The 22,691-nt window shown below is 67.4% G+C and carries 19 protein-coding genes; 9 read left to right on the forward strand and 10 right to left on the reverse strand.

What is annotated here, in order from left to right; translation table 11 throughout:
- The first annotated feature begins 38 nt into the window (after positions 1–38).
- Positions 39–1,094: a phosphotransferase family protein gene (locus JFC09_RS01750; RefSeq protein ID WP_198392255.1), complete on the forward strand. Its 1,056-nt coding sequence runs from the start codon at positions 39–41 to the stop codon at positions 1,092–1,094.
- A 941-nt stretch (positions 1,095–2,035) separates the two neighbouring features.
- Here JFC09_RS01750 and JFC09_RS17040 read toward each other — a convergent pair.
- Positions 2,036–2,224, reverse strand: coding sequence for a hypothetical protein (locus JFC09_RS17040; RefSeq protein WP_198392256.1), 189 nt, complete (start codon positions 2,222–2,224; stop codon positions 2,036–2,038).
- Positions 2,225–2,298: 74 nt separating this feature from the next.
- Between JFC09_RS17040 and JFC09_RS01760 the strand changes: the two genes are divergently transcribed.
- A protein-coding gene (locus JFC09_RS01760) for an IS5 family transposase (protein ID WP_198392257.1) occupies positions 2,299–3,190 on the forward strand; the annotation gives its coding sequence in 2 pieces (ribosomal slippage) (positions 2,299–2,658 and positions 2,660–3,190; 891 coding nt in all).
- Positions 3,191–3,690: 500 nt separating this feature from the next.
- On the opposite strand, the gene JFC09_RS01765 is transcribed toward JFC09_RS01760, so the two are convergent.
- Both JFC09_RS01765 and JFC09_RS01770 read right to left on the reverse strand, forming a co-directional pair.
- A complete protein-coding gene (locus JFC09_RS01765) occupies positions 3,691–3,972 on the reverse strand; it encodes a hypothetical protein (protein ID WP_198392258.1) in 282 nt (93 codons plus the stop codon).
- Between the two features lie 166 nt (positions 3,973–4,138).
- The gene (locus tag JFC09_RS01770) at positions 4,139–6,145 is read right to left on the reverse strand and encodes a penicillin-binding transpeptidase domain-containing protein (protein ID WP_198392758.1); all 2,007 of its coding nucleotides are present in this window, start codon (positions 6,143–6,145) and stop codon (positions 4,139–4,141) included.
- Positions 6,146–6,481: 336 nt separating this feature from the next.
- Between JFC09_RS01770 and JFC09_RS01775 the strand changes: the two genes are divergently transcribed.
- Positions 6,482–7,750, forward strand: a complete 1,269-nt coding sequence (locus tag JFC09_RS01775; protein WP_198392259.1) for a pyridoxal-phosphate dependent enzyme — start codon at positions 6,482–6,484, stop codon at positions 7,748–7,750.
- Positions 7,747–9,006 (forward strand): M20/M25/M40 family metallo-hydrolase, encoded by a 1,260-nt coding sequence (locus tag JFC09_RS01780; RefSeq protein ID WP_332839612.1) that lies wholly within the window; start codon positions 7,747–7,749, stop codon positions 9,004–9,006. Before JFC09_RS01775 ends, JFC09_RS01780 begins: the two co-directional genes overlap by 4 nt.
- 96 nt (positions 9,007–9,102) lie before the next feature.
- Here the strand turns inward: JFC09_RS01780 and JFC09_RS01785 are convergent, their stop codons facing one another.
- Both JFC09_RS01785 and JFC09_RS01790 read right to left on the reverse strand, forming a co-directional pair.
- The gene (locus tag JFC09_RS01785) at positions 9,103–10,170 is read right to left on the reverse strand and encodes an isopenicillin N synthase family dioxygenase (protein WP_198392260.1); all 1,068 of its coding nucleotides are present in this window, start codon (positions 10,168–10,170) and stop codon (positions 9,103–9,105) included.
- Between the two features lie 58 nt (positions 10,171–10,228).
- A complete protein-coding gene (locus JFC09_RS01790; protein ID WP_198392261.1) occupies positions 10,229–11,149 on the reverse strand; it encodes a MetQ/NlpA family ABC transporter substrate-binding protein in 921 nt (306 codons plus the stop codon).
- A gap of 318 nt (positions 11,150–11,467) precedes the next feature.
- Here JFC09_RS01790 and JFC09_RS01795 point away from each other — a divergent pair, with 318 nt between their 5' ends.
- Complete coding sequence (locus JFC09_RS01795) at positions 11,468–12,562, forward strand: methionine ABC transporter ATP-binding protein (RefSeq protein ID WP_198392262.1); 1,095 nt, start codon at positions 11,468–11,470, stop codon at positions 12,560–12,562.
- Entirely contained in the window at positions 12,562–13,224 is a 663-nt protein-coding gene (locus JFC09_RS01800; protein ID WP_198392263.1) for a methionine ABC transporter permease, read from the forward strand. Before JFC09_RS01795 ends, JFC09_RS01800 begins: the two co-directional genes overlap by 1 nt.
- A gap of 64 nt (positions 13,225–13,288) precedes the next feature.
- On the opposite strand, the gene nrdF is transcribed toward JFC09_RS01800, so the two are convergent.
- Together nrdF and nrdI are read right to left on the reverse strand one after the other, a co-directional pair.
- Complete coding sequence (gene nrdF / locus JFC09_RS01805; RefSeq protein ID WP_198392264.1) at positions 13,289–14,314, reverse strand: class 1b ribonucleoside-diphosphate reductase subunit beta; 1,026 nt, start codon at positions 14,312–14,314, stop codon at positions 13,289–13,291.
- 63 nt (positions 14,315–14,377) lie between these two features.
- Positions 14,378–14,842, reverse strand: a complete 465-nt coding sequence (gene nrdI / locus JFC09_RS01810) for a class Ib ribonucleoside-diphosphate reductase assembly flavoprotein NrdI (protein ID WP_198392265.1) — start codon at positions 14,840–14,842, stop codon at positions 14,378–14,380.
- A gap of 241 nt (positions 14,843–15,083) precedes the next feature.
- Between nrdI and JFC09_RS01815 the strand changes: the two genes are divergently transcribed.
- The 3 genes from JFC09_RS01815 to JFC09_RS01825 are packed head-to-tail and all read left to right on the forward strand — an operon-like array spanning position 15,084 to position 20,667.
- A complete protein-coding gene (locus tag JFC09_RS01815; protein WP_198392266.1) occupies positions 15,084–16,553 on the forward strand; it encodes a DUF3375 domain-containing protein in 1,470 nt (489 codons plus the stop codon).
- Positions 16,550–17,239: a DUF4194 domain-containing protein gene (locus JFC09_RS01820; RefSeq protein ID WP_198392267.1), complete on the forward strand. Its 690-nt coding sequence runs from the start codon at positions 16,550–16,552 to the stop codon at positions 17,237–17,239. Before JFC09_RS01815 ends, JFC09_RS01820 begins: the two co-directional genes overlap by 4 nt.
- The gene (locus tag JFC09_RS01825; RefSeq protein WP_198392268.1) at positions 17,236–20,667 is read left to right on the forward strand and encodes an ATP-binding protein; all 3,432 of its coding nucleotides are present in this window, start codon (positions 17,236–17,238) and stop codon (positions 20,665–20,667) included. Before JFC09_RS01820 ends, JFC09_RS01825 begins: the two co-directional genes overlap by 4 nt.
- Before the next feature lie 87 nt (positions 20,668–20,754).
- On the opposite strand, the gene JFC09_RS01830 is transcribed toward JFC09_RS01825, so the two are convergent.
- Genes JFC09_RS01830 through JFC09_RS01840 form a run of 3 tightly spaced genes read right to left on the reverse strand, consistent with a single transcriptional unit; the run spans position 20,755 to position 22,678 of the window.
- Positions 20,755–21,228 carry a carboxymuconolactone decarboxylase family protein gene (locus JFC09_RS01830; protein WP_232483009.1) on the reverse strand — a complete coding sequence of 158 codons (474 nt, stop codon included), beginning with the start codon at positions 21,226–21,228 and terminating at the stop codon, positions 20,755–20,757.
- Positions 21,225–21,611: a GNAT family N-acetyltransferase gene (locus JFC09_RS01835; RefSeq protein WP_198392269.1), complete on the reverse strand. Its 387-nt coding sequence runs from the start codon at positions 21,609–21,611 to the stop codon at positions 21,225–21,227. The genes JFC09_RS01830 and JFC09_RS01835 overlap by 4 nt, the downstream gene beginning before the upstream one ends.
- Positions 21,612–21,622: 11 nt before the next feature.
- The gene (locus JFC09_RS01840) at positions 21,623–22,678 is read right to left on the reverse strand and encodes a pirin family protein (protein ID WP_198392270.1); all 1,056 of its coding nucleotides are present in this window, start codon (positions 22,676–22,678) and stop codon (positions 21,623–21,625) included.
- Positions 22,679–22,691 lie beyond the last annotated feature (13 nt).

The raw sequence follows: 22,691 nt of genomic DNA on the forward strand, positions 1-22,691 counted from the left end.
GTTGAAGCCTCAGGTTGTATAGCTGAGGAGCTACTCGCATGACCAACATTGCGATCCCGAGTTCTGCAACCCCCGGTCTCGACCTCGAGCGGTTCGGACGGTGGCACGCCGACGAGGGGTTCGGGCCACTCGTGGGTGAGTTGCGCGCTGAGCTAATCACCGGCGGGAAATCTAACCTCACCTACCGCGTGTACGACGATTTCTCGTCTTGGGTTGTTCGCCGACCTCCACTCGGGCACGTGCAGGAGACGGCCCACGACATGGGCCGTGAGTTCAGGGTCATGTCTTCCCTGGGGGCGAGCGAAGTCCCAGTCCCCGGCACATACGCTCTATGCACAGATCTTTCAGTTCTTGGAGCAAACTTCTACGTGATGGAGTATGTGCGGGGAATCTCCTACCGTAATGCTGAGCAGCTTCGGCCACTGGGCCCCGAAACTACGACCGCTGTCGTCGACTCGATGATCGACGTGCTCGCGGCTCTGCATTCTGTTCGTCCGCCTGATGTGGGCCTATCCAGCCTTGGGCGGCCGGAAGGCTTTTTGGGCCGACAGGTGCGACGATGGGGTCGTCAACTCGAAGGGTCGCGGAGCCGTGACCTTCCCGATGCCGATCGGCTTCTGCACAAGCTAAACGAGCGGGCCGACACTCATGCGGATGGCGAAACGTCGATTGTGCACGGCGATTATCGACTGGACAATTTGCTGGTCCGGGACGGCGCTGTGCACGCCGTCATCGACTGGGAGATGGCGACTCTCGGCGATCCACTAACGGACCTTGCCTTATTATTCGTGTACCACCGGTTAAACCAGATTTCGAACGCTCGAGGAGTGGCGACCGCAAGTATGGCGCCAGGTTATCCTGGTATCGAGCACCAACTCTTGCGTTACCAGGCCGCGAGCGGTCGCCGGGTCAATGACATGTCCTTCCACCTCGGCCTCGCGCACTTTAAACTCGCGGTGATCCTAGAGGGTATCCATTACAGGCACGTCCGGGGAGGGACCGTGGGAGACGGGTTCGCCGACGTGGGCGCGTCGGTTCAGCCACTCCTCGCCGCTGGCTTGCGTGCTATTCGCCGATCGACGCCAGGAGAATGATAAGCGGTGCTGCACTTCAACGTGTCGCGCCCGAAGCGTTTTGCGGATACGCCTCGACATGCGGGCGCGTATCGATTGCCGTATTGGGTTATTAGTCACGGGTGACGGGCCGAATGTGTGTCAAGCGGCCGAGATCCAACTTCTGTGTCAGTGGCGATGACATCCTGGTGGATATGGCCGTACTCGAGCACCGCGCGCCCGTTCACGTTCGCTCATTGACGAACCTCAGCGAGGCGCGCGTCTGCTCTTCGACTAACGATCGTTCCGCCCCTTGCGGTAGCGCTCCCTTGCTGGCGGCGGACAGCGGTCTGAGGTTCCTTGCGCTCGAACGAAACATAATCTTGAAACTGCAGTTGGAAGTCTTCGATTTCTTCCTCGGTTAGGCTGTTGCCGTACGTCTGGTTATTCAGGGAGGGCTTCAGTGTCTGGACCTATTCGCTATCCCCGTTGGTGAAGTCAAAGGTCAGAATCTCGATGCGCTTTGCTATGTTTGACTCCGGCAAAGAGTCCTGCAGAGCTTCAATAGTATTGCACAACGGATTTGAGTAGTTCTTATACTGGCCTGCGGTCGTGCACTTGCCGAGGGTTTTCCGGCGAATGCGATCTCGCTGAGCGTCTAACGTCGCGAATTGCTTCGAGTTCGACGATTTCTATCGACTGGCATGGTGTATTCTTTGTGTGAAACGTTACCGGGATTCGTGAACATAATTGCTTCGGCTCTCTTTTCGTCGGATTTATCGTTGTTTGTCGATGACGGATAGGCAGTTCCGGTTTCTAGGCTCAGTGCTCGGTAGAGAGTGGTGCCGATTGACTCCCGGGGCCTCGCCGATCTGGGCGACAGTCATGTCTTGCTAGCTCATAGAGCTTCTGCGTGGCGCGGAGCTTGTCTCTTGTAAGGAAGGGCAGATGCTTGCCGGTCTGCACTCGAGCTCGGGAAGCTTTCAGACCAGCGTTCGGTCGTCGATGGGGTCGCGCTCGAGCTCGGCCTGAGAGTCGAAGAGTAAAACACGAGCCAGCCGTCTGAGTAGCTGGTCAGAGACTGCAACACTCACCCTCCGCTTCTGCAAGGCCGTTAATTGATCGATCAGGTGCCGAATCGACCTTCCGAGGCGGCCTAGCCGCCCCACCACCAACGTGTCCCGGCCGCAGCTGATCTAAGGCGTGTCTGACAAAGTTTCGAGGCGTTCGCTGAGAACGTGTTCCTATGTCGCGTTTCCAGCTACTTTCGGATGCCCAGTGGTCTCTGATCGAGGACATGCTCCCTCACCCGACCGGACACAGAGGCCGGCCGTTCTCTGATGCCCGCAGGATGATCGAAGCGATCATCTACAGGTACCGCGCTGGCATTGCCTGGCGCGATCTCCCAGAGGTCTTCGGTCCATGGCAGTCGGTCTGGACCTGGCACCGCAGGATGGCAGCCGAAGGGACCTGGGACGAGGTCCTCGACACCCTCACCGCCGCCGCTGACGCGGAGGGGCTGATCGACTGGTCGGTGTCGGTGGATGCGACCATCGCGCGTGCGCATCAGCATGCAACGAACGCCACCCGCCTCACAGGGGGATCCATCGAGTTACAAGAATCTGGGCGTCGAGCCGCCTGATCACGCCGTCGGTCGCTCACGTGGTGGCTTGTCCACGAAGATCCATCAACTCGTCGATGGTCACGGGCTGCCACTGGTCACGCTGGTGAGTCCAGGGCAGGCAGGTGACTCCCCGATGTTCCTGCCGCTGATGCAGCACCTGCGAGTATCCAGGACTGTCGGGCGTCCACGAACACGTCCCGATGCGGTCCGCGCGGACAAGGCGTACTCCTCCGCGATCCGCAAGCATCTGCGCACGCGCGGGATCAAGGCCGTCATCCCCGAACCCGACGATCAGAAGGGACACCGGAAACGTCGCGGGTCCCGCGGTGGACGCCCTGTCGGGCTGGATGTTGCTGACTATAAGAACCGCAACGTCATCGAACATCGCTACAGCCACATCAAGCAGTGGCGCGGACTCGCCACCCAATATGACAAATACGCCCTCACGTATCGTGCTGCGGTCGTCCTCCACACAGTCATCGCATGGACCCGACATTTATCAGACACGCCCTAGGAGCTTGTTTAGCTCGGCACGTATTTCAGCGACCCCTAGGCCGTATCAGTGAAGACGGTTTTCGCCTGTGCGATCACGACATGATCCGCCAGGTCCGTCGTCGGGTCGCTGTTCCGTCGAGAATACGACGGCACCCAGTGATGATCCTGTCCGTGATCTGATCAGCTAGCGGGTAGAGCCGGTAATGCACACACTGCAGCCCCTCCCGCCGGTGGAGCCGATAGCTCAGCTCGACCGTGTGACTCGATCCGAACAGTGAGTGTTGCTCGATCACGAGTTCGATCGGGAAGCGGAGCAGGACTTTCGAACGGCTATCATCAGCGCGCACCTTGACGCGGAACTTTCGCCGAGTCACGTCTGCTCGTCGTTAGTAGCGATCGACCGATCCTCTGACAGGGGGACGACGAGTGGGTCGGTGTAGGTGTCTCTTGCTCATTCAACTGCTATTGACTTCAGCGCCTTCTTGACCGCCCGCCACGAACCGTAGCCAGAGCTGAGTGTCATGCCGCCTCATAAAGATGTCGGTGCAGCTCCAGGACTTCGAGTAGATCATCAGAAGAGGCGAAGAGCCGCTGGCGCGCATTCTCTTCGTGGAGATGACGAAGGTGGCCTGTGCTTGTGACGACATCGAGTCTTCGTGCGTCAGCGAGCGCTGTAGCGGCAAGTGCCAGATCGCCACTGGTTGCGAGGATGTCCGCGATCGTGGCTTCGCCGGTGAGGACTGGGACCGCATCGACGAAGGTAATGTAATCGCGCGGGAGCCGCGTGGTCCGCAGCGCCACGCCGGAGTGGGAAGTCGACAACGGGTTCGCAGTACGTTGTCGACGTCGGTCTGATCCTCGTGGGTTCCGGCCACATCTCCGATGCGGTGGAGAAGGCGCTCTTCAGCGGCGAGTGAGGGTTCGCGCCGTCCTTCCTTTCCGCCTCCCGCCGCTGTGTCCGCAGCAGTCAGTCGTTGATCAGACGGAGGAAGTCCTCGGCCAGGGGCACCGCTGCTTCCGCACCGAACCCGCCGTCCTCCACGAGGACCGCCACCGCGAGGTCGTCCTGGTAGCCGATGAACCACGCGTGCGTCCGCGGCGGGTCCTCATCCCCGTATTCGGCCGTGCCGGTCTTGCCGTGCACCGGGTCGCCGGGCACATCCGCCAGAGCGGAGGCCGTACCCTCTTCCACCGTCGCTTCCATGAGGTCCTGGAGGGCTTCGATGTGCTCCGGTTCGAGCTCACCGGTGCCGACAGCTGGCTCCGTGGTGCCGGCAGCGGCCTCGGGTGCGGTGTCTGCGGAATCCTCCGCGTCAGTCCCCGCGTCCGTCACCAGCACCGGTGCGACGCGTTCACCGCGGGCGACGCTCGCGGCCATGACGGCCGCGCCCAGGGGGCTGGCCTCGGCGAGGCCTTGCCCGATCATCATCGCGGCGTGCGTGACGGAGTCGTCGGAGGACGGCGCCTCACCCAGGAAGACGCTGTAGTCCGGGGTCTCGTCGGAGTCCGCGAGATCCGGCGACAGGAGCGTGGACTCGCTCCCGTCGAGCCCCAGATCAGCGGCTGCCGCGGCGAGCTGATCCCCGTCGACCAGGGATCCGGCGTCGACGAAGGCCGTGTTGCACGACTCCGTGAAGATCTCCTCGAAGGTCGTCTCGCCCAGGACGAGGTCACCCGCGTTCGTGAAGGTCCTGCCGTCCACAGTGGTCGACTCCGGGCAGGTGAGCACGTCATCGACCCCCTTGCCCTCCCGCAGCATCGCGAGAGCGGAGGCCACCTTGAAGACGGAACCCGGCGGATAGCGCCCGGTCAGTGCACGATCGAAGGCCCCGCCGTCGGGGTCGTGATTGGCGGCAGCGAGGACGTGGCCATCGCTGGGGCGGAGGGCGACGAGCGCGGCCGGCTCGTCCACATCGGCGAGCACGTCATCCGCGGCGTCCTGCACCTGCACGTCGAGTGTCGTCGTGATGGTCTCCCCGTCCTGTCCCTCGAGGCGGGTGAGTTCCACGGGGTCGTCCTCGGCGTCGGATGTCACTCGCTGGATGACGAGGGTGTCCTCCCCGCGCAGGAGGTCGTCGAAGGCCCGGTTGAGCCCACTGCGGCCCAGGACATCCCCCGCCGCGTACTTCCCGTCGGCCTTCTCGATGTCCTCCGCAGTGGCTTCGCCGACGCTGCCCAGCGTCGCCGCCGCGAACTCCCGCGAGCGATTGAGCGGCTGCGTGTCCTCCTGGAAGACAGTCCCCGGCAGCAGGCGGATGGAGCCGCTCACCTCGTCGTAGTCGTCCCGCCGCAGGGTGATGACGGGGACGAATACGTCATCATCGGCATCCTCGAGGCGTGCGGCCAGAGCATCCGCGTCGATGTCGAGGTGCTCGCTGAGGTCCGCGGTCAGCTCGTCGATCTCGTCCGGATCCTCAGGGTCCTCCATCCGGCGGGGCTCGATACCCACGCGCACGACCGGCATCTCGTCGCTGAGGACCTCGTCATCGGCACCCAGGATCTTCCCGCGAGTGGCGCTGCTGCGGTGAGCACGCAGCGCGTCGTCCGGTTCCAGATCGGGGTGGACGACTGAGGGTTCGTACGACGCCGTCCACTCCCCGTCGTCGCGGTTCAGCCGCATCGTCGTCGAATAGTCCCAGGTGCGCTCGCCCTGCGGCCAGCTCCAGTCGAGCACCGCGGAGGCGGAGTCACCGTCCTCGTCCACGGAGGCGACGGTGACGGTCGGCGCGCCCAGGGGCCCTGAGTCGTCGGGTCCTCCGAGGCCTTCCACTGTCTGCCGGTAGTCGTCGTCGATTCCGGCAGGGGTCCATCCCGCGGACTCGAGGTCACCGGTGGAGAGCGCATCGGCGAAATCCTGGGCGACGTCGTCAGCGGAGGTCCGGGGGAGCAGGACCACGGCTGCGACCACAACCAGGACGACGACAAGAGCTCCGGCACCGATCAGCATCCACGCGCGGGTGGACAGATTACGCATGCGCTGCACCGGAGCACACTCCTCGGTCATTCAGGTCATTCGCCAATGAATCAGCCCCTTCTGAGGCTGCCTCCATCGTAATCTGCTCACGATGACGGACTGAGAGAGGCCGCGTGAGTCGACTGGTGGGTGCCGCGCGGGTCATGAGGTTGGGGTTCCCTACGTCCGCGTACAGGACACATCGTCACCTACGTGTGCGTACAGGACCGTTTCAGCGTCGGGAACGGTCCTGTACGCGGACGTAGGGGCCAGGTGGCCGGGATTCGTCCTCTCGACTGAAGGGTCCGGGCTCCGTAGCGTGGGAGCAGCCCGTGTGTCCCACTCAGGAGGAAGCCGATGACCCCGCCCACTCACCCGCCGTCAGCTCACCAAACCCCGCCCGCCGCCCAGGCCCCCACCACGTCCGCGGTCCTCTCCCGTCCCGCAGTCCGTGCGTGGACGACCGATCCGGCGCCGCAGCTGCTCGACTTCCACCGGTCGATCCCCGGCTACGCGGCCACCCGGCTGGTGGAGCTGCCGGCGCTCGCTCGTGAACTGGGTGCTGCACGCGTGTGGGTGAAGGAGGAGTCGGCCCGCTACGGCCTGCCGGCCTTCAAGATGCTGGGTGCCGCGCACGCGATCGCCCGCGTCCTGTCCGTGCGACTGGGGGCGGAGGAGGCGGTGCTGCCCTTCGACGAGATCGCCGCCCGATCCGGCGACACGGGTATCCGTGAACTCGTCGCCGCGACGGACGGCAATCACGGCCGCGCGGTCGCGCACACGGCGGCGCTCGTCGGTCTGCCTGCCCGCATCTTCCTGCCGGAGGGTGTCTCCGACGAGGCGATCGCGGGCATCCGTTCCGAGGGTGCGGAGGCGACGGTGCTGGCACTGCCGTACGACGACGTCGTCGCTCACGCCGCGCAGCAGGGGCAGGCGGAGGGGTCGCTGCTCGTCCAGGACACGTCGTGGGACGGCTACGAGGAGATCCCCGCGTGGATCGTCGAGGGCTACGGGACGGTCCTCGCCGAGGCCGCCGCCCAGCTCGCCGAGCTCGATGCTCCCGCTCCCACCCTGGTGACCGCCCCCACGGGTGTGGGCGCTTTCGCCGAGGCCGTGGTGCGGTTCTCCCGCTCCGGCGGGTTCGCGGGGGGCGACGGCACAGAGGGCGGAACAGTCGCTGACGGCACGGTCGATGCGGGCAGCGGGGCCACCGTTGGGGAGGCCCCGCAGGTCGTGACCGTCGAGCCGGTCGCCGCGCCCAGCCTCATCGCATCCCTGCTGGCGGACCAGCCGGTGTCCGTGAACACCGGGCACACGATCATGGCCGGGCTGAACTGCGGGACGGTGGCGTCCTCGTCGTGGCCGGTGCTGCGTGCGGGTGCGGACCTCAACGCCGTCGTCACCGACGAGCAGGCGGCTGCGGCCGTGCGGGATCTGGAGGCGCTCGGCGTGGACTCGGGCCCGTGCGGCGCGTCATCGCTGGCAGCGGTGCGTGTGCTGCGGGAGCGAGGCCTCCTGCCCGAGGGCTCACACATCCTGATCATCAGCACGGAGGGCCGGGCGGCGAACCCGCTGCCGGAAGCGCTGCGAGCAGGCGGCTCGGACTACGAAAGGGCGCAATCGTGAGCGAGAGGACAGAACTGCGCGACGAGGTCGTGGCACTGACGGCGGACCTCCTCCGCATCGATTCGGTGAATCCGGGACTGGTCCCCGGAGGAGCGGGCGAAGCGCGGATCGCGGACTTCGTGATGCAGTGGCTGCGCGCACGCGGGTTCGAGTGCACGCGTGTCGAGCCGACACCCGGGCGTCCTTCCGTGCTGGCAGTCGCGCGGGGGACGGGAAGTGAAGACGGCCTCGGCGGCGGGATCATGCTGAACGGCCACCTCGACACGGTGTCGCTCGACAGCTATGACGGCGACGGGCTCGATCCGCGGATCGGGGACGGCAGGATCCACGGGCGCGGCACCTACGACATGAAGGCGGGGGTGGCCGCGATGATGGTGGCCGCAGCGCGGGTGGCGGCCGAGCCGCATGCGCGCGACATCGTGCTGGCGCTCGTCGCGGACGAAGAGGACGTGAGCGCGGGGACGGAAGAGGTGCTCGCGCACATGCGGGAGCGGGGTCTGCGGGTGGCGACGGCGCTCGTCGCGGAACCGACGAACGAGGACATCGTCGTCGCGCACCGAGGGTTCGCGTGGGCGACGGTGCGGGTCGACGGGGTGGCGGCGCACGGGTCGCGGCCGGACCTCGGGGTCGACCCGATCGTCAAGGCGGGGCGGCTGCTCACGGGGATCGGTGAGCTGGGCGACCGGTTGGCGGCGGGGGACGCGGATCCCCTGGTGGGCACGGGGAGTGTGCACGCGTCGATCATCACCGGCGGCGTCGAGGCCTCCAGCTACGCGGATTCGTGCACCGTCACGATCGAACGGCGCACCAGGCCGGGGGAGGACGCCGCGACGTTCGAGGCGGAGTTGCGGGAGATCCTCGACCCGATCGCAGCGGACGACGGGGCCTTCTCGTATGAGCTGGACGTGTACTTCGAGCGGCCGCCCTTCGCGACAGCGGACGGGTCTGCGGTGGTCGCGGCGCTGCGGGACGCGTACGCGGAGGTCGTGGGTGCCGTTCAGGGTGCAGGGACGAGCGGTGCTGTGGACGCTGGGACGAGCGGTGCTGTGAGTGCGGAACGCGCTGGGGCCGAGGCGACCGTGCGGGGTGAGCAGTTCTGGACGGACTGCGCCCTGCTCGCGGCGGAGGGGATCGACGCGGTGCTGTTCGGTCCGGCCGGCGAAGGAGCGCACGCCGCAGTCGAATGGGTCGACCTCGACTCGCTGGAGCGGACGACCCGGGCGATCGAGGGGACAGTGGCCAGGCTGGTGGTGTGAGCGGCGCCTACGTCCGCGTACAGGACGCATCGTCACCTACGTGTGCGTACAGGACCGTTTCAGCGCCGGGAACGGTCCTGTACGCGGACGTAGGGTTCAACGGGCGGGGGCGGTGGAGGTGAGGTGCTCCGCGTAGAACTTCTGCGCCACGTTGGGGTGTGAGCGCAGCCGGGATGCGAAGGCGTTCTCGCCGTAGACCGCGTGGAGCACGTCCAACTCGTCCTGGGAGACACCGCGTGTCTTCTCCTTGAGCTCCGCCGGAAGTTCGACCGTGGGCAGCTGGGAGCGCAGCGCAGGGTTGTAGAAGAAGGGGATGGAGATCCGGTCCTGCCCGGGCTTCGTCGGCAGGACACGGTGAACCGTCGCCTTGAGGTAGCCGTCGGTCGCGACCTCGAGCAGCTTGCCGATGTTCACCACGAACGTGTTCGGGATCGGATCCGCATCGATCCAGCGCTCGCCGGCCTCACCGTTCCCGGCCTCACCGTTCCCACCGTCACCGTCTGCCACCTTCACCTGGAGGCCCGTCGTCCCCGGCTGCGGGTACAGCAGTGTGAGGGTTCCCCCGTCGCGATGTTCGCCCACGCCCTGTGTGATCGCCCCGTCATCGGTCGCCGGGTAGCGGACGATCTTGATGAACGACGCCGGGTCGTCAGCGAACGCGCTCGCGAAGAAGTCGGCCGGCTGTCCCAGGCTCTGCGCCCATGCGGACAGCAGGCGATCGCCCACAGCCGACAGCTGCGAGTGCCAGCGGTCGGTCGCCTCCTTGAGCTCCGGCAGGCTCTCCGGGTACTGGTTGGGGCCGGTGAGCCGGTCGAACGGGAATTCGATGTCCTCATCCCGGATCGGGGCGCGGTCCAACCCGATGTCGATCTGCTCCCGCCAGTCCACCTCTCCGCGGGTCCGTTCGCCGCCGGTGCGCGTGTACCCGCGGAAGTGCGGGGAATTGTCGTTCTCGATCGCCAGCTTCTCCGCCGACGGAAGAGCGAAGAAGCGCTGCGCGACCTCGATGATCCGCGTGAAGTCCTCGTCCGGGATGCCGTGTCCCGTGAGGTAGAAGAAGCCGACCGTGTGGGTGACCTCCCGGAGCCTCTCCCGGAACTCCTGTGCAGTCGCGGGGTCGTCGGCCTGTGACAGGTCCAGGATGGGCAGGGTCTCGATGCTCATGGGTTTCTCCTCCATGTCGTCTCTTCGTGTGCTGCGGTGCTGTGGTCGCCCACTGCGCTCAGCCCGAGGCGCCCTCACCGGACGCTGCGACCTTCTCCTCCGATGCGAGCAGCTCCCGCAGCTCCTCTGCGGTCCAGTCCTGCTTGAACTCGAGGTTCCCGTTGTTGAGCTCCGACACCGCCTCCTGCACGTTCGGCGAGTGGTACGCGTCGACGATCGTCTGGAACCGCGGATCGTCCGCGTTGTCCTCCTTCGCGACGAACACGTTGATGTAGGGATCGTTCGTGCCGGAGTCCAGGTCGTCCTTGTAGATGATGTCCTCGTCGCCCAGGCCTCCTCGTGTCGCCTGGGTGTTGTTCACGACTGCGGCGTCCGCGGAACCGTTGAGCGCGTTGACGGTCTGGTTCGTGTCGACCGTCGTGATCGTGACGTCCCCGGATTCGATCTCCGCCGGGGTGGACAGGGAATCCCCACCGTCCACCAGTGTGAGTAGACCCGCGTCCTGGAGGTTCAGCAGCGCTCGTGCCTGGTTGGTGGGGTTGCTGGGGATCGCGATCTCCGCATCGGGGGGAAGGTCCTCGAGCGTCTCGTGCTCCGTCGAGAACAGCGCCAACGGGTAGACGGCGGTCGCCGCCACCGGTGTCAGATCGCCGTCCGAATTGACGTTGAACTGGGCGAGGAACGCGACGTGCTGGAAGAGGTTGAGGTCGACATCGCCGTTCTGGGTGGCCGAGTTGATCTGGGGGCCGTCGGTGAAGCTCTGCACCTCGAGGTCGATCCCCTCGGCAGCGACGATGTCGCGGATGAGCTGCCAGTGGGACTCCTGCCCGTCGTCCACGGCGATGGTGATAGTGCCGTCGTCTTCCTCTCCGGCAGAGGCGGTGCCCCCGCCGCAGGCGGACACCGCGGTGAGGGCGAGTGCTGCCGGAACGGCGATGAGCGCCCGCCCGAAGGGGAGGCGGCTGGGGGTGCGGGTCATGAGTTCTCCTCGTCTGGTCCTGCGCTGTGCCGTGTCGCGGCGACTGCGGGGGCCGCATGCGAACCGTGCGGACGGGGCCACAGTAGGAAGAAGACGACTCATCGCATTCCGCTGATCGTCACGGTGCTACCCGGGCCGTCGCATTCGAGGGAAGATGTCGCCGCATGTGACGAAAACGGTCGTTCTGCGTCGTGCCCGGCTCAGCGCCCCACGGTGGAGTGCTGTCCTGGTCCGGTCCATACAGTCCGCCCACCCTGTCCGCCCACCCTGTCCGCCCGCAGCAGTCCGCCTGCGCCTGCGCACGACTGGAGTACCCGCATGACCAGCGATATTCCGCACCCTCACGTCCGCTTCGTCGACGTCGTCAAGGAGTACCCGGGCCGTCGCAGGCTGTTCGGGCTCCGCGCGGGGTCCCCGGACACTGCTCACCGCGCCCTCGACACCGTCACCTTCGACATTCCGAGGGGTTCGGTCCTGGGGGTCGTCGGGTACTCGGGTGCGGGGAAGTCGACCCTGGTGCGGCTCATCAACGCACTCGAGACCCCGACGTCGGGCAGCGTCGTCGTAGACGGCACCGATCTCACGCGACTCGGTGAAGCCCGCCTGCAGAAGGTGCGTCGCGGCAGCGGCATGGTCTTCCAGCACTTCAACCTGTTCGCCTCCCGCACCGTCGCGGGGAACGTCGCCTATCCGCTGCGTGTCGCGGGGCGACCGCGCGCAGAGGTCGAGGCGAGAGTCGCTGAACTCCTCGAATTCGTGGGCTTGGCCGACAAAGCGCGGTCCTACCCGTCACAGCTGTCCGGCGGGCAGAAGCAGCGCGTGGGCATCGCACGTGCGCTGGCGGGCGCACCGACACTCCTCCTCGCCGACGAGGCGACGTCCGCGCTCGACCCGGAGACGACGGCGGAGATCCTTCGACTCCTCACCCGGATCAACGAAGAGTTCGGCACCACGGTTGTGGTGATCACCCACGAGATGGCGGTCGTGAGGGAGATCTGCGATTCCGTCGTCGTGATGGACGGCGGGCGGGTCGTGGAGCACAGCAGCGCCTACGACGTGTTCGCGGCACCGAAGACGGACGCCGGTCGCTCCTTCGTGGCGACCGCCAGCAAGGGTGCGCCCACGCCGGAAGCGCTCCAGCGGCTCCGGGAGCGGTACCCGGGCACGATCGTCACCGTCCGCATCGACGACAGCTTCGGCTCTCCCGACGTCACGCGGATCCTCGATCGCCACGGCGTCACCGGAACCGTGGTCTACGGCGATGTCGCCGAGGTGCAGAACAGGCCGCTGGGAACCCTCACCTACGAGTTGACGGGCGAGTCCGAGGCGGTTGCGGCCGCCGCAGCGGCACTCGCTGACGGCGGCCGCGCCACGACGCTCGCCGTGGCCGGAGCGGACGAGGTGGCCGCCTGATGGACACGAACTGGGACCTGCTGCGGCCGGTGCTGTTCACCAGCGTCCAGGAGACGCTCGTGATGGTGACCGTGACCGTCCTGATCGCCGGAGTCGTCGGACTCCTGCTGGGTGCTGCACTGTATGCGGCCCGCCCCGGCAATCTGTTGGAGCAGCCGGTCGTCTTCGCTGTGCTCAACATCGTCGTCAACATCGTGCGGCCCGTGCCGTTCATCATCTTCATCACCGCGGTCGGCCCGGTGACACTCGCTCTGGTCGGGACGACGATCGGTACCGGGGCGGCGGTATTCCCGATGGTCCTCATGGCATCGGTCGTGATCGGTCGTGTCGTCGAGCAGAACCTCGTCGGGGTGGACCCGGGCGTGGTCGAAGCGGCGCGGTCCGCCGGGGCGGGCCGTCTGCGCACGCTGTTCGGCATCGTCGTGCCGGAGGCGCTGGGGCCGCTGATCCTCGGCTACACCTTCATGTTCATCGCGATCGTCGACATGTCCGCGATGGTCGGTGTGGTGGGCGGCGGTGGTCTGGGCAACTTCGCGATCATGTACGGCTACCAGCAGTTCGACTGGGCCGTCACCCTCGTGACGGTCGTCGTCATCATCGTGTTCGTCCAGGTGGCACAGGCGGTGGGGAACTGGCTCGCCGCCCGGGTGCTGCGCCGCTGAATCCGTCCCCGCTGGGTCTGCGCGCTGAGCCGGTCCCCAGGCCGACGCGACTGCTCCCGCTCAGCTAGAAGTCCCAGTCGGCGTCGCTCGTGTCCTCAGCCTTCCCGATGACGTAGGAGGATCCGGATCCGCTGAAGAAGTCGTGGTTCTCGTCCGATCCGGGAGCGAGCGCTGCGAGGATCTCCGGGTTCACCTCTGTCTCTTCCGGCCCGAACCGGGCGGGATATCCCAGGTTCATGAGCGCCTTGTTCGCGTTGTAGCGGACGAAGACGGCGACATCGTCCATCAGCCCGAGCGGCTCGTACAGTTCCGATGAGTAGCGCATCTCCAATGCGTAGAGCTCGTCGAGCAGCTCGAGCGTGAAGGAGTGCATGCGGCTCTTCTCAGCACTGTCGGCAGCGTCGAGGCCGCGCTGGTACTTGTAGCCGGAGTAGTAGCCGTGCACGGCCTTGTCGCGCAGGATCAGCCGGATCATATCGGCCGTGTTGGTGAGCGTCGCGCGCACGGAGAAGTGAAGCGGAAGGTAGAAGCCGGCGTAGAGCAGCAGCGAGGACAGCAGAGTGGAGGCGACCTTCCGTTTGAGGGGATCCTCTCCGTAGTAGTGGACCATCACCGCCTTCGCCCGCGCCTGCAGGAGATCGTTCCCGATCGCCCACTCGTAGGCCGCATCGATCTCCGGGGTGCTGGTGAGAGTGCTGAAGACAGAGGAATAGGACCTGGCGTGCACGGATTGCATGAACGCGATGTTCGTGTAGACAGCTTCTTCGTGCTCAGTGCGTGCGTCCTGGATCTGGCTGACCTCGCCCACCGTCGCCTGGACGGTGTCGAGCATCGTCAACCCTGTGAAGACTCGCATCGTGAGAGTGCGCTCATGCGGGTCGAGCGTGTGCCACGCGGGCAGGTCATTGGACAGGGGCACTTTCTCCGGCAGCCAGAAGTTGGCGGTGAGACGGCTCCAGACCTCCAGGTCCTTCTCATCGGTGACGCGGTTCCAGTTGATCGGGCGCAGCCGCGCCCCCGGGTCGTGCCGAAAGGATGGTGGGGTGACTGATCGCTCCAGGATCGTCTGGGACGCATCGACGGTCTTCATGGATCTCCTCGTGGGTATGGGCGGGGGGGCAGGCAGCGGAACGAGAGGGCGAGTGCGGATCGCTCACCCGGACCAGAAGCGCGCGAGACCTCGCGTGACCTGTTCGGTGTCGGAGCGGGTCCCCAGCAGTTCGAATCTGTAGAGCTCCGGGACGCCGCACTTCCGCGAGATCACCGGCCCGGCAAGGCAGTAGTGCTCGCCGAAGTTCGTGTTCCCCGCTGTGATCACGCCGCGCAGCAGTGACCTGTTGTGCGGGTCGTTGAGGAAGGCGGCGACCTGCTTCGGCACAGCGTCTGAGGGCTCGCCGCCTCCGTACGTGGGGACCACGAGCACGAACGGCCGCGCAACGCGGATCATCCCCTCGAGGCGGGGCCGCAGTGGGATCCGGACAGCCGGTCGCTCCAGGCCCTCCACGAAGCGACGAGTGTTCTCGGACACGCTGGAGAAGAACACCAGGTCCGGGGAGTCCTCCGCGTCGAGCTCGTGGACGGGCACGTGCGTGCTCGTGGCAGCAGACCGTGACGACATCGATTCCTCCTCCGCAGTCCGGATCGCCTGACGCTTTCTGACGGAGCCGATCAGCCGGCCCGCCTACTTCTGAGCCGGAGCGAGCCGACTGATCGGCGTGGCACCAAGCGTATGTTTGCTAGACCAAACATTCAACTTGTGGCTATCGAAACATATAGAGAGTGCCCTATTCACGTCGTCAGTGACGGTCGACTCCCGCCCGTTTCGCGCCCCACCCCCGTGCCACGGCAGAATGGTGCGCATGTCCGCACTCGCCCAGGCCCTCGCGTTCAAGCGACTCGTCACGGACAGTGCGACCCTGCGGATGCTGCGGGCGGATCACGTCGCCGTCATCGCCGCGGTCCTGGGTGAGCACCTGGGTGCGCCGGGCACTCGTCTCGACACGGACGAGGTCCACGAGCGGATCGACGAGGACCTCGTCGACCTGCGCGACCACTTCGACCTGTCCGACCGCCGCGCCAAGGCGTACTGCGACGACTGGCGCAATGCGGGTCTGCTCATCCGTCGGCCCGCCACCGATGCGCGCGGCGAGACCTACGAACTGTCCGCCGCCGGTTTCGACGCGCTGCGCATCCTCGAGCAGCTGGAGACCCCGCAGGCCACCGTCACGGAGTCCCGCCTCGTCACCCTCGCGACCGCGCTGCGTCAGCTGGCGATCGAGACGGACCCGGACACCGGGCGCCGCCTGCGTGCCCTCGAGGCGGACCGCCGCCGCATCGACCGGGAGATCGAACGCGTCCGCAAGGGCGACGCGAAGACGCGGGTCCTCGACCCCAAGCGGGCGAACGAGCGTGTGACGGACATCCTCCACCAGGCGCAGGGGATGCCGGCGGACTTCGCCCGTGTCCGCGCACGCTTCGCGGAGCTCAACCACGCGCTGCGCACCAGCATCCTCGAAGCGGACGACGGCGACGAATCCGTCCTCGACGAGATCTTCCGAGGCGTCGACCTCATCGAATCCTCCACGGAGGGCCGCACGTTCACCGCGTTCTCCTCCTTCGTCCGCGACCCGGAGCAGTCGGCGGCGTTCGAGGAGGACGTGTCCGCGATCCTCGACCGTGACTTCGCGGGCCAGCTGACACCTCGGGCACGGCGAGCCCTGCGCGGCCTCATGCGCGACATGAAGGACGGCAGCCGGGAGGTCCACGGCAGCCTCACGGACTTCGCCCGCGGCCTGCGCCGCTACGTCTACTCCCACGAGTTCCTCACCGACCGCGCCCTGCGCACCCTCCTCCAGGAGGCGCTCGCCCAGGCGGTGCCCGCCCGCACCCACGTGAAGCCGTACGCGGACGTGGGTGTCGAGCTCGAGCTGTCTTCCCTGCGCATGTCGAGCGTCGGCTCGCTCGTCCTCCACGACCCGACGGAGTTCGACACGGGCGAGGCGCTGGACGAAGCGGACACCGTCACCGTCGACTTCGCGGCGCTCGCCTCCATCGCGCGGGAGAGCGAGATCGACTTCGACGAACTCGTCACGAACGTCAACGCGGTCCTCGACGATGCGGACGGCGCACCCGTGAGTGTCGCCCAGGTCCTCGTCCACCACCCCGCCACTCAGGGTGTCGCGAGCGTCATCGGGCTCGTGTCGCTGGCCGCCTCGCACGGTACGGTCGAGCCCGGCCGCACCGAGGAAGTCGCCTGGGAGGGTCTGGACGGCGTCCCCCGCAGGGCGGCCGTCGACCGCTACGTGTTCGAGAGGAACGTGGACCTATGAGTGAGACAACCGCCGCCGAGGCCGCGGTCGCCGAAGCCGTCGAGGAGGACTCGTCCGCGCTGTGGCGCGGGGACACGGGCACGCTCCAGGAGACCACGCGCCGCGTGCTCCTGGAACTCCTCAAGGGCCCCTACGTGTCCGGCGCCCAGAACCCGGGTCTGTGGGCGGCCCTGGTGGCGGACCAGGAGACGATCCGCTCCCGCCTCCACGACCTGTTCCTCGATCTGGTGCTCGATCCGTACGACGAGTTCGCGTTCACCCGGAAGGTGGAGACCCACGACCTCCAGGTGCCCAGCGCTCTGCGTGCGGAGCGCCTCACGTTCCTCGACACCGCGATGCTGCTGGTGCTGCGCCAGTTCCTGCTGGCAGCCCCCGGTGAGGAGCGCGTCATCATCGGCCAGGACGAGGTGTACGAGCAGCTGAGCGTCTACCGCGACGGCGACGAATCGACGTTCCTCCGCAACCTCAACGGCTCCTGGGGCCGCATGATCAACCGGCTGCGCGTCCTCCACTCCGCCGGTGAGGACCGCTTCCAGATCTCGCCCATGGTCCGCTTCCTCATCGACGAGGACCGGGTCCGCGAGCTCACCGCCGTCTACCGCCGCATCGCCGGAACCGACGGCACCGAGTACACCCACGACACCGACGACACCGAGTACACCGACGGGCAGGAGACGGACGCATGACGACGGGTGCTCTCTTCGACCTCGGGCCCGAGGTCACGGGTGTGTCGGCAGGCGACGGATCCGCGACCCAGAGCCAGTGGCGACTCGCGGAGATCCAGGTGGCGAACTGGGGGACCTTCGACAAGGAGATCCACCGGCTGCCGATCGCGCGGCAGGGCCACCTCATCACCGGGCCGTCCGGTTCGGGGAAGTCGTCGCTGCTCGATGCGATCGCCGCCGTGCTGACCCCGGACAAGTGGCTGCGGTTCAACGTCGCCGCCCAGTCCGCGGGTGCCCGGGCGGACCAGCGCAGCATCGTCTCCTACGTGCGCGGCGCGTGGTCGCGGACCACCGACGCCGACGAGGACCGCGTCGTGAGCCGATACCTGCGACCGAACGCCACGTGGAGCGGCATCGTCCTGCGCTACGAAGCGGCAGGTCAGAAGCCCGTTTCCCTGGTGCGGCTGTTCTTCCTGCGGGGCACCGGCACGTCGAACGCGGACGTCGCGGACCTCTGCCTGCTCGACCGGTCCGCGATCGACCTGGCCGACGTGCAGGAGTTCGCCCGCGGCGGGATCGAGGCGCGCAGGGTGAAGGCCGCGTTCCCCGAGGCCTTCATCACGACCAACGGAACCCACGGCAAGTTCTACGCCCGCCTGCGCAGCGTGTTCGGCATCGCGCACGAATCCGCGCTGCAGCTGCTGCACAAGACGCAGTCCGCGAAGAGCCTCGACAGCCTCGATCAGCTGTTCCGCGAGCACATGCTGGAGCGCCCCGGCACGTTCGAGTTGGCGGACACGGCCGTCGAGCAGTTCGAGGAGCTCAACGACGCCCACGCTCACGTCGTCCAGCTGCGGCTGCAGCGCGACCTCCTGGGGCAGCTGCGGGGTGCCGCGACGGAGTACGAATCGGCACGGGAGAAGGCGGACCGGGCGCGAGAACTGGCCGCCGCCGTGCGTCCGTACACCCACCGCCGCGCGCTGGACCTGGCCCGGATCGAACGGACAGCGCTCACGGAGAAGCAGTCCGGGCTGGCGACGGACGCGGAACAGGCCGAAGAAGCGGCCCGCAGCGCGGAGAACGACTTCGAGGCGGCACAGCGCCGCAGCCTCGAAGCCGGTGGTGCGGACGCGGAAGCGCTCCAGGACCGCATCCGCGACGCACGCGACGCGGCGCAGCAGACGGAGGCGCGCTGGGAGTCGCTGCGCCGCCAGCTCGCCCAGGCCGGCATCGACCGGGCCCCTCAGACCGCTGCGGAGTTCGCGGAGCTGCAGACCGGCATCGCGCGCACACTCGACGCGGCAGAGGGACCGGCCGGCCCCACCCACGAGCAGAACGAGCGCTACTTCGCCGCACTGCGGGAGCTGCGGCGCATCGACGAGGCGATCGCGGAGCTGCGCCGCAGCGGGTCAACCGTGCCCGGCAACCTCCTGGCCGTCCGCCGGGAGATCAGTGCGGGCACCGGGCTGCCCGAATCCGCGCTGCCCTTCGCCGCGGAGCTCATCGAGGTCCGCCGCGACTACGCCGACTGGACGGGCGCGATCGAGCGGGTGCTGCGCCCGCTGGCACTCACCCTGCTGGTCCGCAGCGAGCACATCCGCACCGTGCGGAAGTGGGTCGACCCCCACCGGATCCGCGCCCGCCTGGTGTTCGAGGAGGTTGCCGCGGAGCAGCCGCCGCCCCGCCCCGTGCGCAGCGACCTGTCCCTGGTCCATCGCGTGGAGGTGAAGGAGGACCGGTTCGGCGACTGGGTGCGGTCCACACTGGCGGAGCGCTTCGACGTCGCCTGCGTCGACTCGCCGGACGCACTGGACGACCACGTCCGCGCCGTCACGATCAACGGCCAGCTCAAGTCGTCGCGCACTCGCTACGAGAAGGACGACCGCTCCCGCATCGACGACCGCAGCCAGTGGGTCCTGGGTGACCGGGAGGCGAAGATCGAGGCCTACATCGGGCTGCGCAAGGACGCGGAGGCGGAGTACGAGGCGGCGAAGCAGGTGGTGGATGCGGCCTCGGCGGCCCGTGACCAGGCACAGCACCGGTCCGGTGTGCTCGCGAGCATCCGCGAGCAGTCGTGGAGCGCGGTCGACCGTGACGCCGCCCGGCGCACCGTGACGGACCTCGAGCTCAGACTCACGGAGCTCACCGCCGACGACGGGGATCTCCAGGCCGCAGTCGAAGCCGCGGACGACGCCCGTCACCTGCGCGACGTCACCCGCAAGGAGGCGGAGGAGGCCCGCCACCTGCTGCGCTCCACCCAGCACGAACGCGACGACGTCGATGCGGAGATCACCCGGCTGGAGCGGGGGATCGGTGACGGCACCATCCCCGAGGTCTCCGCCGAGGCCGCAAGCACCCTCGAGGACCGCTTCCGGACAGTGCAGCGCAGCCTCACCCGGCAGACACTGCCGGACGTGGGGCAGCAGGTCGCGACCCGCCTGCACGAGGAGCAGGACGCGGCACGATCCGCGGCCGGCCGCGCGGAGTCCGCGGTGACCCGGCTGGCAGTGCAGTTCAAGGAGAGGTGGCCTGCGGCCTCGGCGAACCTCACCTCCGACGTGTCGGACCGGGCGGGCTTCCTCGAGATCCTCGAGGGGATCGAGGCGCACGGCCTGCCGGAGTACGAGGCGCGGTTCCTCACGATGCTGCAGGAGAGGTCCCGGGACCTCATCGGGGAGCTGCTGAGCGACATCCTGGGCTCGTTCCGGGAGATCGAGGACCGGGTCGACCGGGTGAATGAGTCGCTGGGGAAGTCGAAGTTCGACGAGGGCCGGTTCCTCCGGATCAAGCCCAAGCTGCGGCGGACGGATACCGTCAAGCGGTTCATCGACGACCTCAGGGCGATCACGGCCGGCAGCTGGGACGAGCCGGACCTGGAGGCCGCGGAGACGACGTTCGACACACTTGCGGAGCTCATGCGCCGCTTCGCGTCCAGCGAGCACGTCGACCGGGTGTGGAAGAACCAGTGCCTGGACACGCGCCTGCACGTCACGTTCCTCGCGGAGGAGGTCGACGAGTTCGGCTGCGCGCACACGGCCTACGATTCCGGGGCGGCGCTGTCCGGCGGGCAGCAGCAGAAGCTCGTCGTGTTCTGCCTGGCAGCGGCGCTGCGCTACCAGCTGGCGGAACCCGACGAGGACGTGTCCCGCTACGGCACGATCGTGCTGGACGAGGCGTTCGACAAGGCCGACACCCGGTACACGCGCATGGCGCTGGACGTGTTCGTCGCCTTCGGGTTCCACCTGGTGCTCGCCACCCCGCAGAAGCTGCTGCAGACCATCGAACCGTACGTGGGTGCCGCGACGTCCGTGGAGAACCCGTCCCGCCAGAAGTCGGTCGTGTCGACGATGGAGTGGGCGGAGGAACCCGGTGAGTCGGAGGATCTCGGTGAGTCGGGGGATCCCGGTGAGTCGGGGGATCCCGGTGAGTCGGGGACCGGGGACGGATGATCACCGTCGTCGAGGCCCGGGCCGCCGCTGAGCGCTCAGCCTCGCCTGCTCACCCCTCGTCGGCGAGCACCCGCCCGTCCCGCGCACTCACCCCTTCACGTTGAGTGCGGGGTGGCCGCTGGCGATGGAGATGCGGTTGAACGCGTTGATGAGTGTGGTCGTCCACTGGACGGCGGCGATCTGCTGGGCCGTCAGGTGCTCCGACGCCTCGGCCGCGACGTCGTCGAGGTCGACCTCCGGATCCAGGACCGTGAGTGCTTCCGCGAGCGCCAGCGACGCCCGCTGCACCCCCGTGTAGACGGCCTTCCCTGCGTCCCGCCAGGCCGGCAGCACGTCGAGCTGGCGCTGGCTGATGCCGGCGGTGCGGGCGCGGGGCGCGTGGAGGCTCAGGCACGTGAGGCACCGGTTGATCTGGGAGACCCTCACGTTCACGAGTTCGATCGTGTCGTCGCCCAGGCCGGCGTCGTTCGATGCGGTCCGGGAGGCGACGGATGCCTTCGTCATCGCCTTGTAGACGTCCGGCAGCTCCTTGTCGATGAAGGGACGACGCATGCGGGTCATGCCTCCTTCGATGCCGCTTTGGCGGTGTCGAGGTCCGCGGGCCTGGCCTTGCGGACGGTCCCGCCGCTGCTCGCGAACTCCTCGCCGTTCTTCTCCACCCACTTCGCGACGAACGGGCACACCGGGACGACGGTCTTGTCGCGGCGGGCGGCGTCGGTCACAGCCTCGCCCACGAGGATGCCGCCCAGCCCGCGGCCCCCATAGGTTTCATCGACCTCCGTGTGGAAGAAGATCCAATCGTCCTCCGCGCCCGAGGCCGGGGTGAAGAACGCGCGCCCCGCCACTTCTCCGTCCGCGAGGGTGATCGCGTACGCGTTGCGCTCCTCGTCGAGTGTCACCGTGACGGCGGCACCGGTCTTGTCGGTGAGCTGCTGGTCGGTCATGAGACTCTCCTTCAGTTGGTCGTGTCGTTCTGGACGCGTGGTGGTGGATTCTTGCGGGCACGCATCCGCACCTTCGGCAGTGCGGGTGCGGGGAGTCGGCCCAGCCCGTCCCTGTTCTTTCCGGGACCGCCGTGGCCCACGTAGCCGTCGACCCGGCCGAACCGGTCGCCCTCTGCCTCCCATTCCTCGCGGTAGCGGGCGATCTCGTCGGAGTCGCGGCCGATGAAGTTCCACCACATGACGATCTCCTCCTCGAACGGCTTGCCGCCGATGAGGATGAGGCGGGCCGGTGTGGTGCCCTGATTCGCGATGCGGAGGCGCTCGCTGCCGACCCCGGTGTACCCGAGTACGTGCGTGAGGACGGGAACGCCCTCCAGTGTCACGTCGCCGGAATCGACCAGCAGGCCGTGTTCGAACGCGGCGTCGACCGGCAGGTCGAGGACCGCACCGGGCTCCACGTGGAGTTCCGCTCCCACGAGAGGCGTGTGGACGGTGACGGGCGACTCCGCACCGACGAGGCTGCCGATGAAGACGAGCGCGCTGCCGCCTTCCAGTGGAACGGGTTGCGGGACGAAGTGCTCGAAAGCACGGTCCAGCGTGTTCCGCACCGCATCCGGCAGAGCGAGCCACAGCTGGACCCCGTGCAGCACGGTGGTGTCCGGCAGGGACACCTCCGAGTGGCAGATCCCGGTGCCGCCGGTCATGAGGTTGATCTCGCCCGGCAGCACGGTCCCCTCCCCGCCGCCGGAGTCGATGTGGGCGATCGCCCCTTCGAAGAGCCAGCTGACGGTCTGCAGCCCGGTGTGGGGGTGAGGGGCCACGTCCATGCCGCGGGTGACGGAGACGTCGTTGGGGCCGTAGTGGTCGACGAAGCACCAGGCGCCGATGAGGGAGCGCTGCCGTTGGGGAAGGGTGCGCCGCACCGTCATGGACCGGGGTCCTCCGAGGGGGACGTCGCGGGCTGTGATGATCTCGACGGAGGCGCCGTCGGCGCACGCGGATTCGGGGCCCGGCAGGCCTTCGCTGCGGCAGAGGACCTCCGCCGGGTGTGTTTCGACGTTGCTCATGTTCAGCTCCTGG

Origin of the sequence: Brevibacterium yomogidense (assembly GCF_016107685.1) — a bacterium.
GTDB classification, from domain to species: domain Bacteria; phylum Actinomycetota; class Actinomycetes; order Actinomycetales; family Brevibacteriaceae; genus Brevibacterium; species Brevibacterium yomogidense.

Bases quoted from the DNA above. Each gene is read 5' to 3' on its own strand.
- JFC09_RS01750 (WP_198392255.1), top strand. From the start codon at position 39: ATGACCAACATTGCGATCCCGAGTTCTGCAACCCCCGGTCTCGACCTC.
- JFC09_RS01770 (WP_198392758.1), bottom strand. From the start codon at position 6,145: ATGCGTAATCTGTCCACCCGCGCGTGGATGCTGATCGGTGCCGGAGCT.
- JFC09_RS01775 (WP_198392259.1), top strand. From the start codon at position 6,482: ATGACCCCGCCCACTCACCCGCCGTCAGCTCACCAAACCCCGCCCGCC.
- JFC09_RS01785 (WP_198392260.1), bottom strand. From the start codon at position 10,170: ATGAGCATCGAGACCCTGCCCATCCTGGACCTGTCACAGGCCGACGAC.
- JFC09_RS01790 (WP_198392261.1), bottom strand. From the start codon at position 11,149: ATGACCCGCACCCCCAGCCGCCTCCCCTTCGGGCGGGCGCTCATCGCC.
- JFC09_RS01795 (WP_198392262.1), top strand. From the start codon at position 11,468: ATGACCAGCGATATTCCGCACCCTCACGTCCGCTTCGTCGACGTCGTC.
- JFC09_RS01800 (WP_198392263.1), top strand. From the start codon at position 12,562: ATGGACACGAACTGGGACCTGCTGCGGCCGGTGCTGTTCACCAGCGTC.
- nrdF (WP_198392264.1), bottom strand. From the start codon at position 14,314: ATGAAGACCGTCGATGCGTCCCAGACGATCCTGGAGCGATCAGTCACC.
- nrdI (WP_198392265.1), bottom strand. From the start codon at position 14,842: ATGTCGTCACGGTCTGCTGCCACGAGCACGCACGTGCCCGTCCACGAG.
- JFC09_RS01815 (WP_198392266.1), top strand. From the start codon at position 15,084: ATGTCCGCACTCGCCCAGGCCCTCGCGTTCAAGCGACTCGTCACGGAC.
- JFC09_RS01820 (WP_198392267.1), top strand. From the start codon at position 16,550: ATGAGTGAGACAACCGCCGCCGAGGCCGCGGTCGCCGAAGCCGTCGAG.
- JFC09_RS01825 (WP_198392268.1), top strand. From the start codon at position 17,236: ATGACGACGGGTGCTCTCTTCGACCTCGGGCCCGAGGTCACGGGTGTG.
- JFC09_RS01830 (WP_232483009.1), bottom strand. From the start codon at position 21,228: ATGACCCGCATGCGTCGTCCCTTCATCGACAAGGAGCTGCCGGACGTC.
- JFC09_RS01835 (WP_198392269.1), bottom strand. From the start codon at position 21,611: ATGACCGACCAGCAGCTCACCGACAAGACCGGTGCCGCCGTCACGGTG.
- JFC09_RS01840 (WP_198392270.1), bottom strand. From the start codon at position 22,678: ATGAGCAACGTCGAAACACACCCGGCGGAGGTCCTCTGCCGCAGCGAA.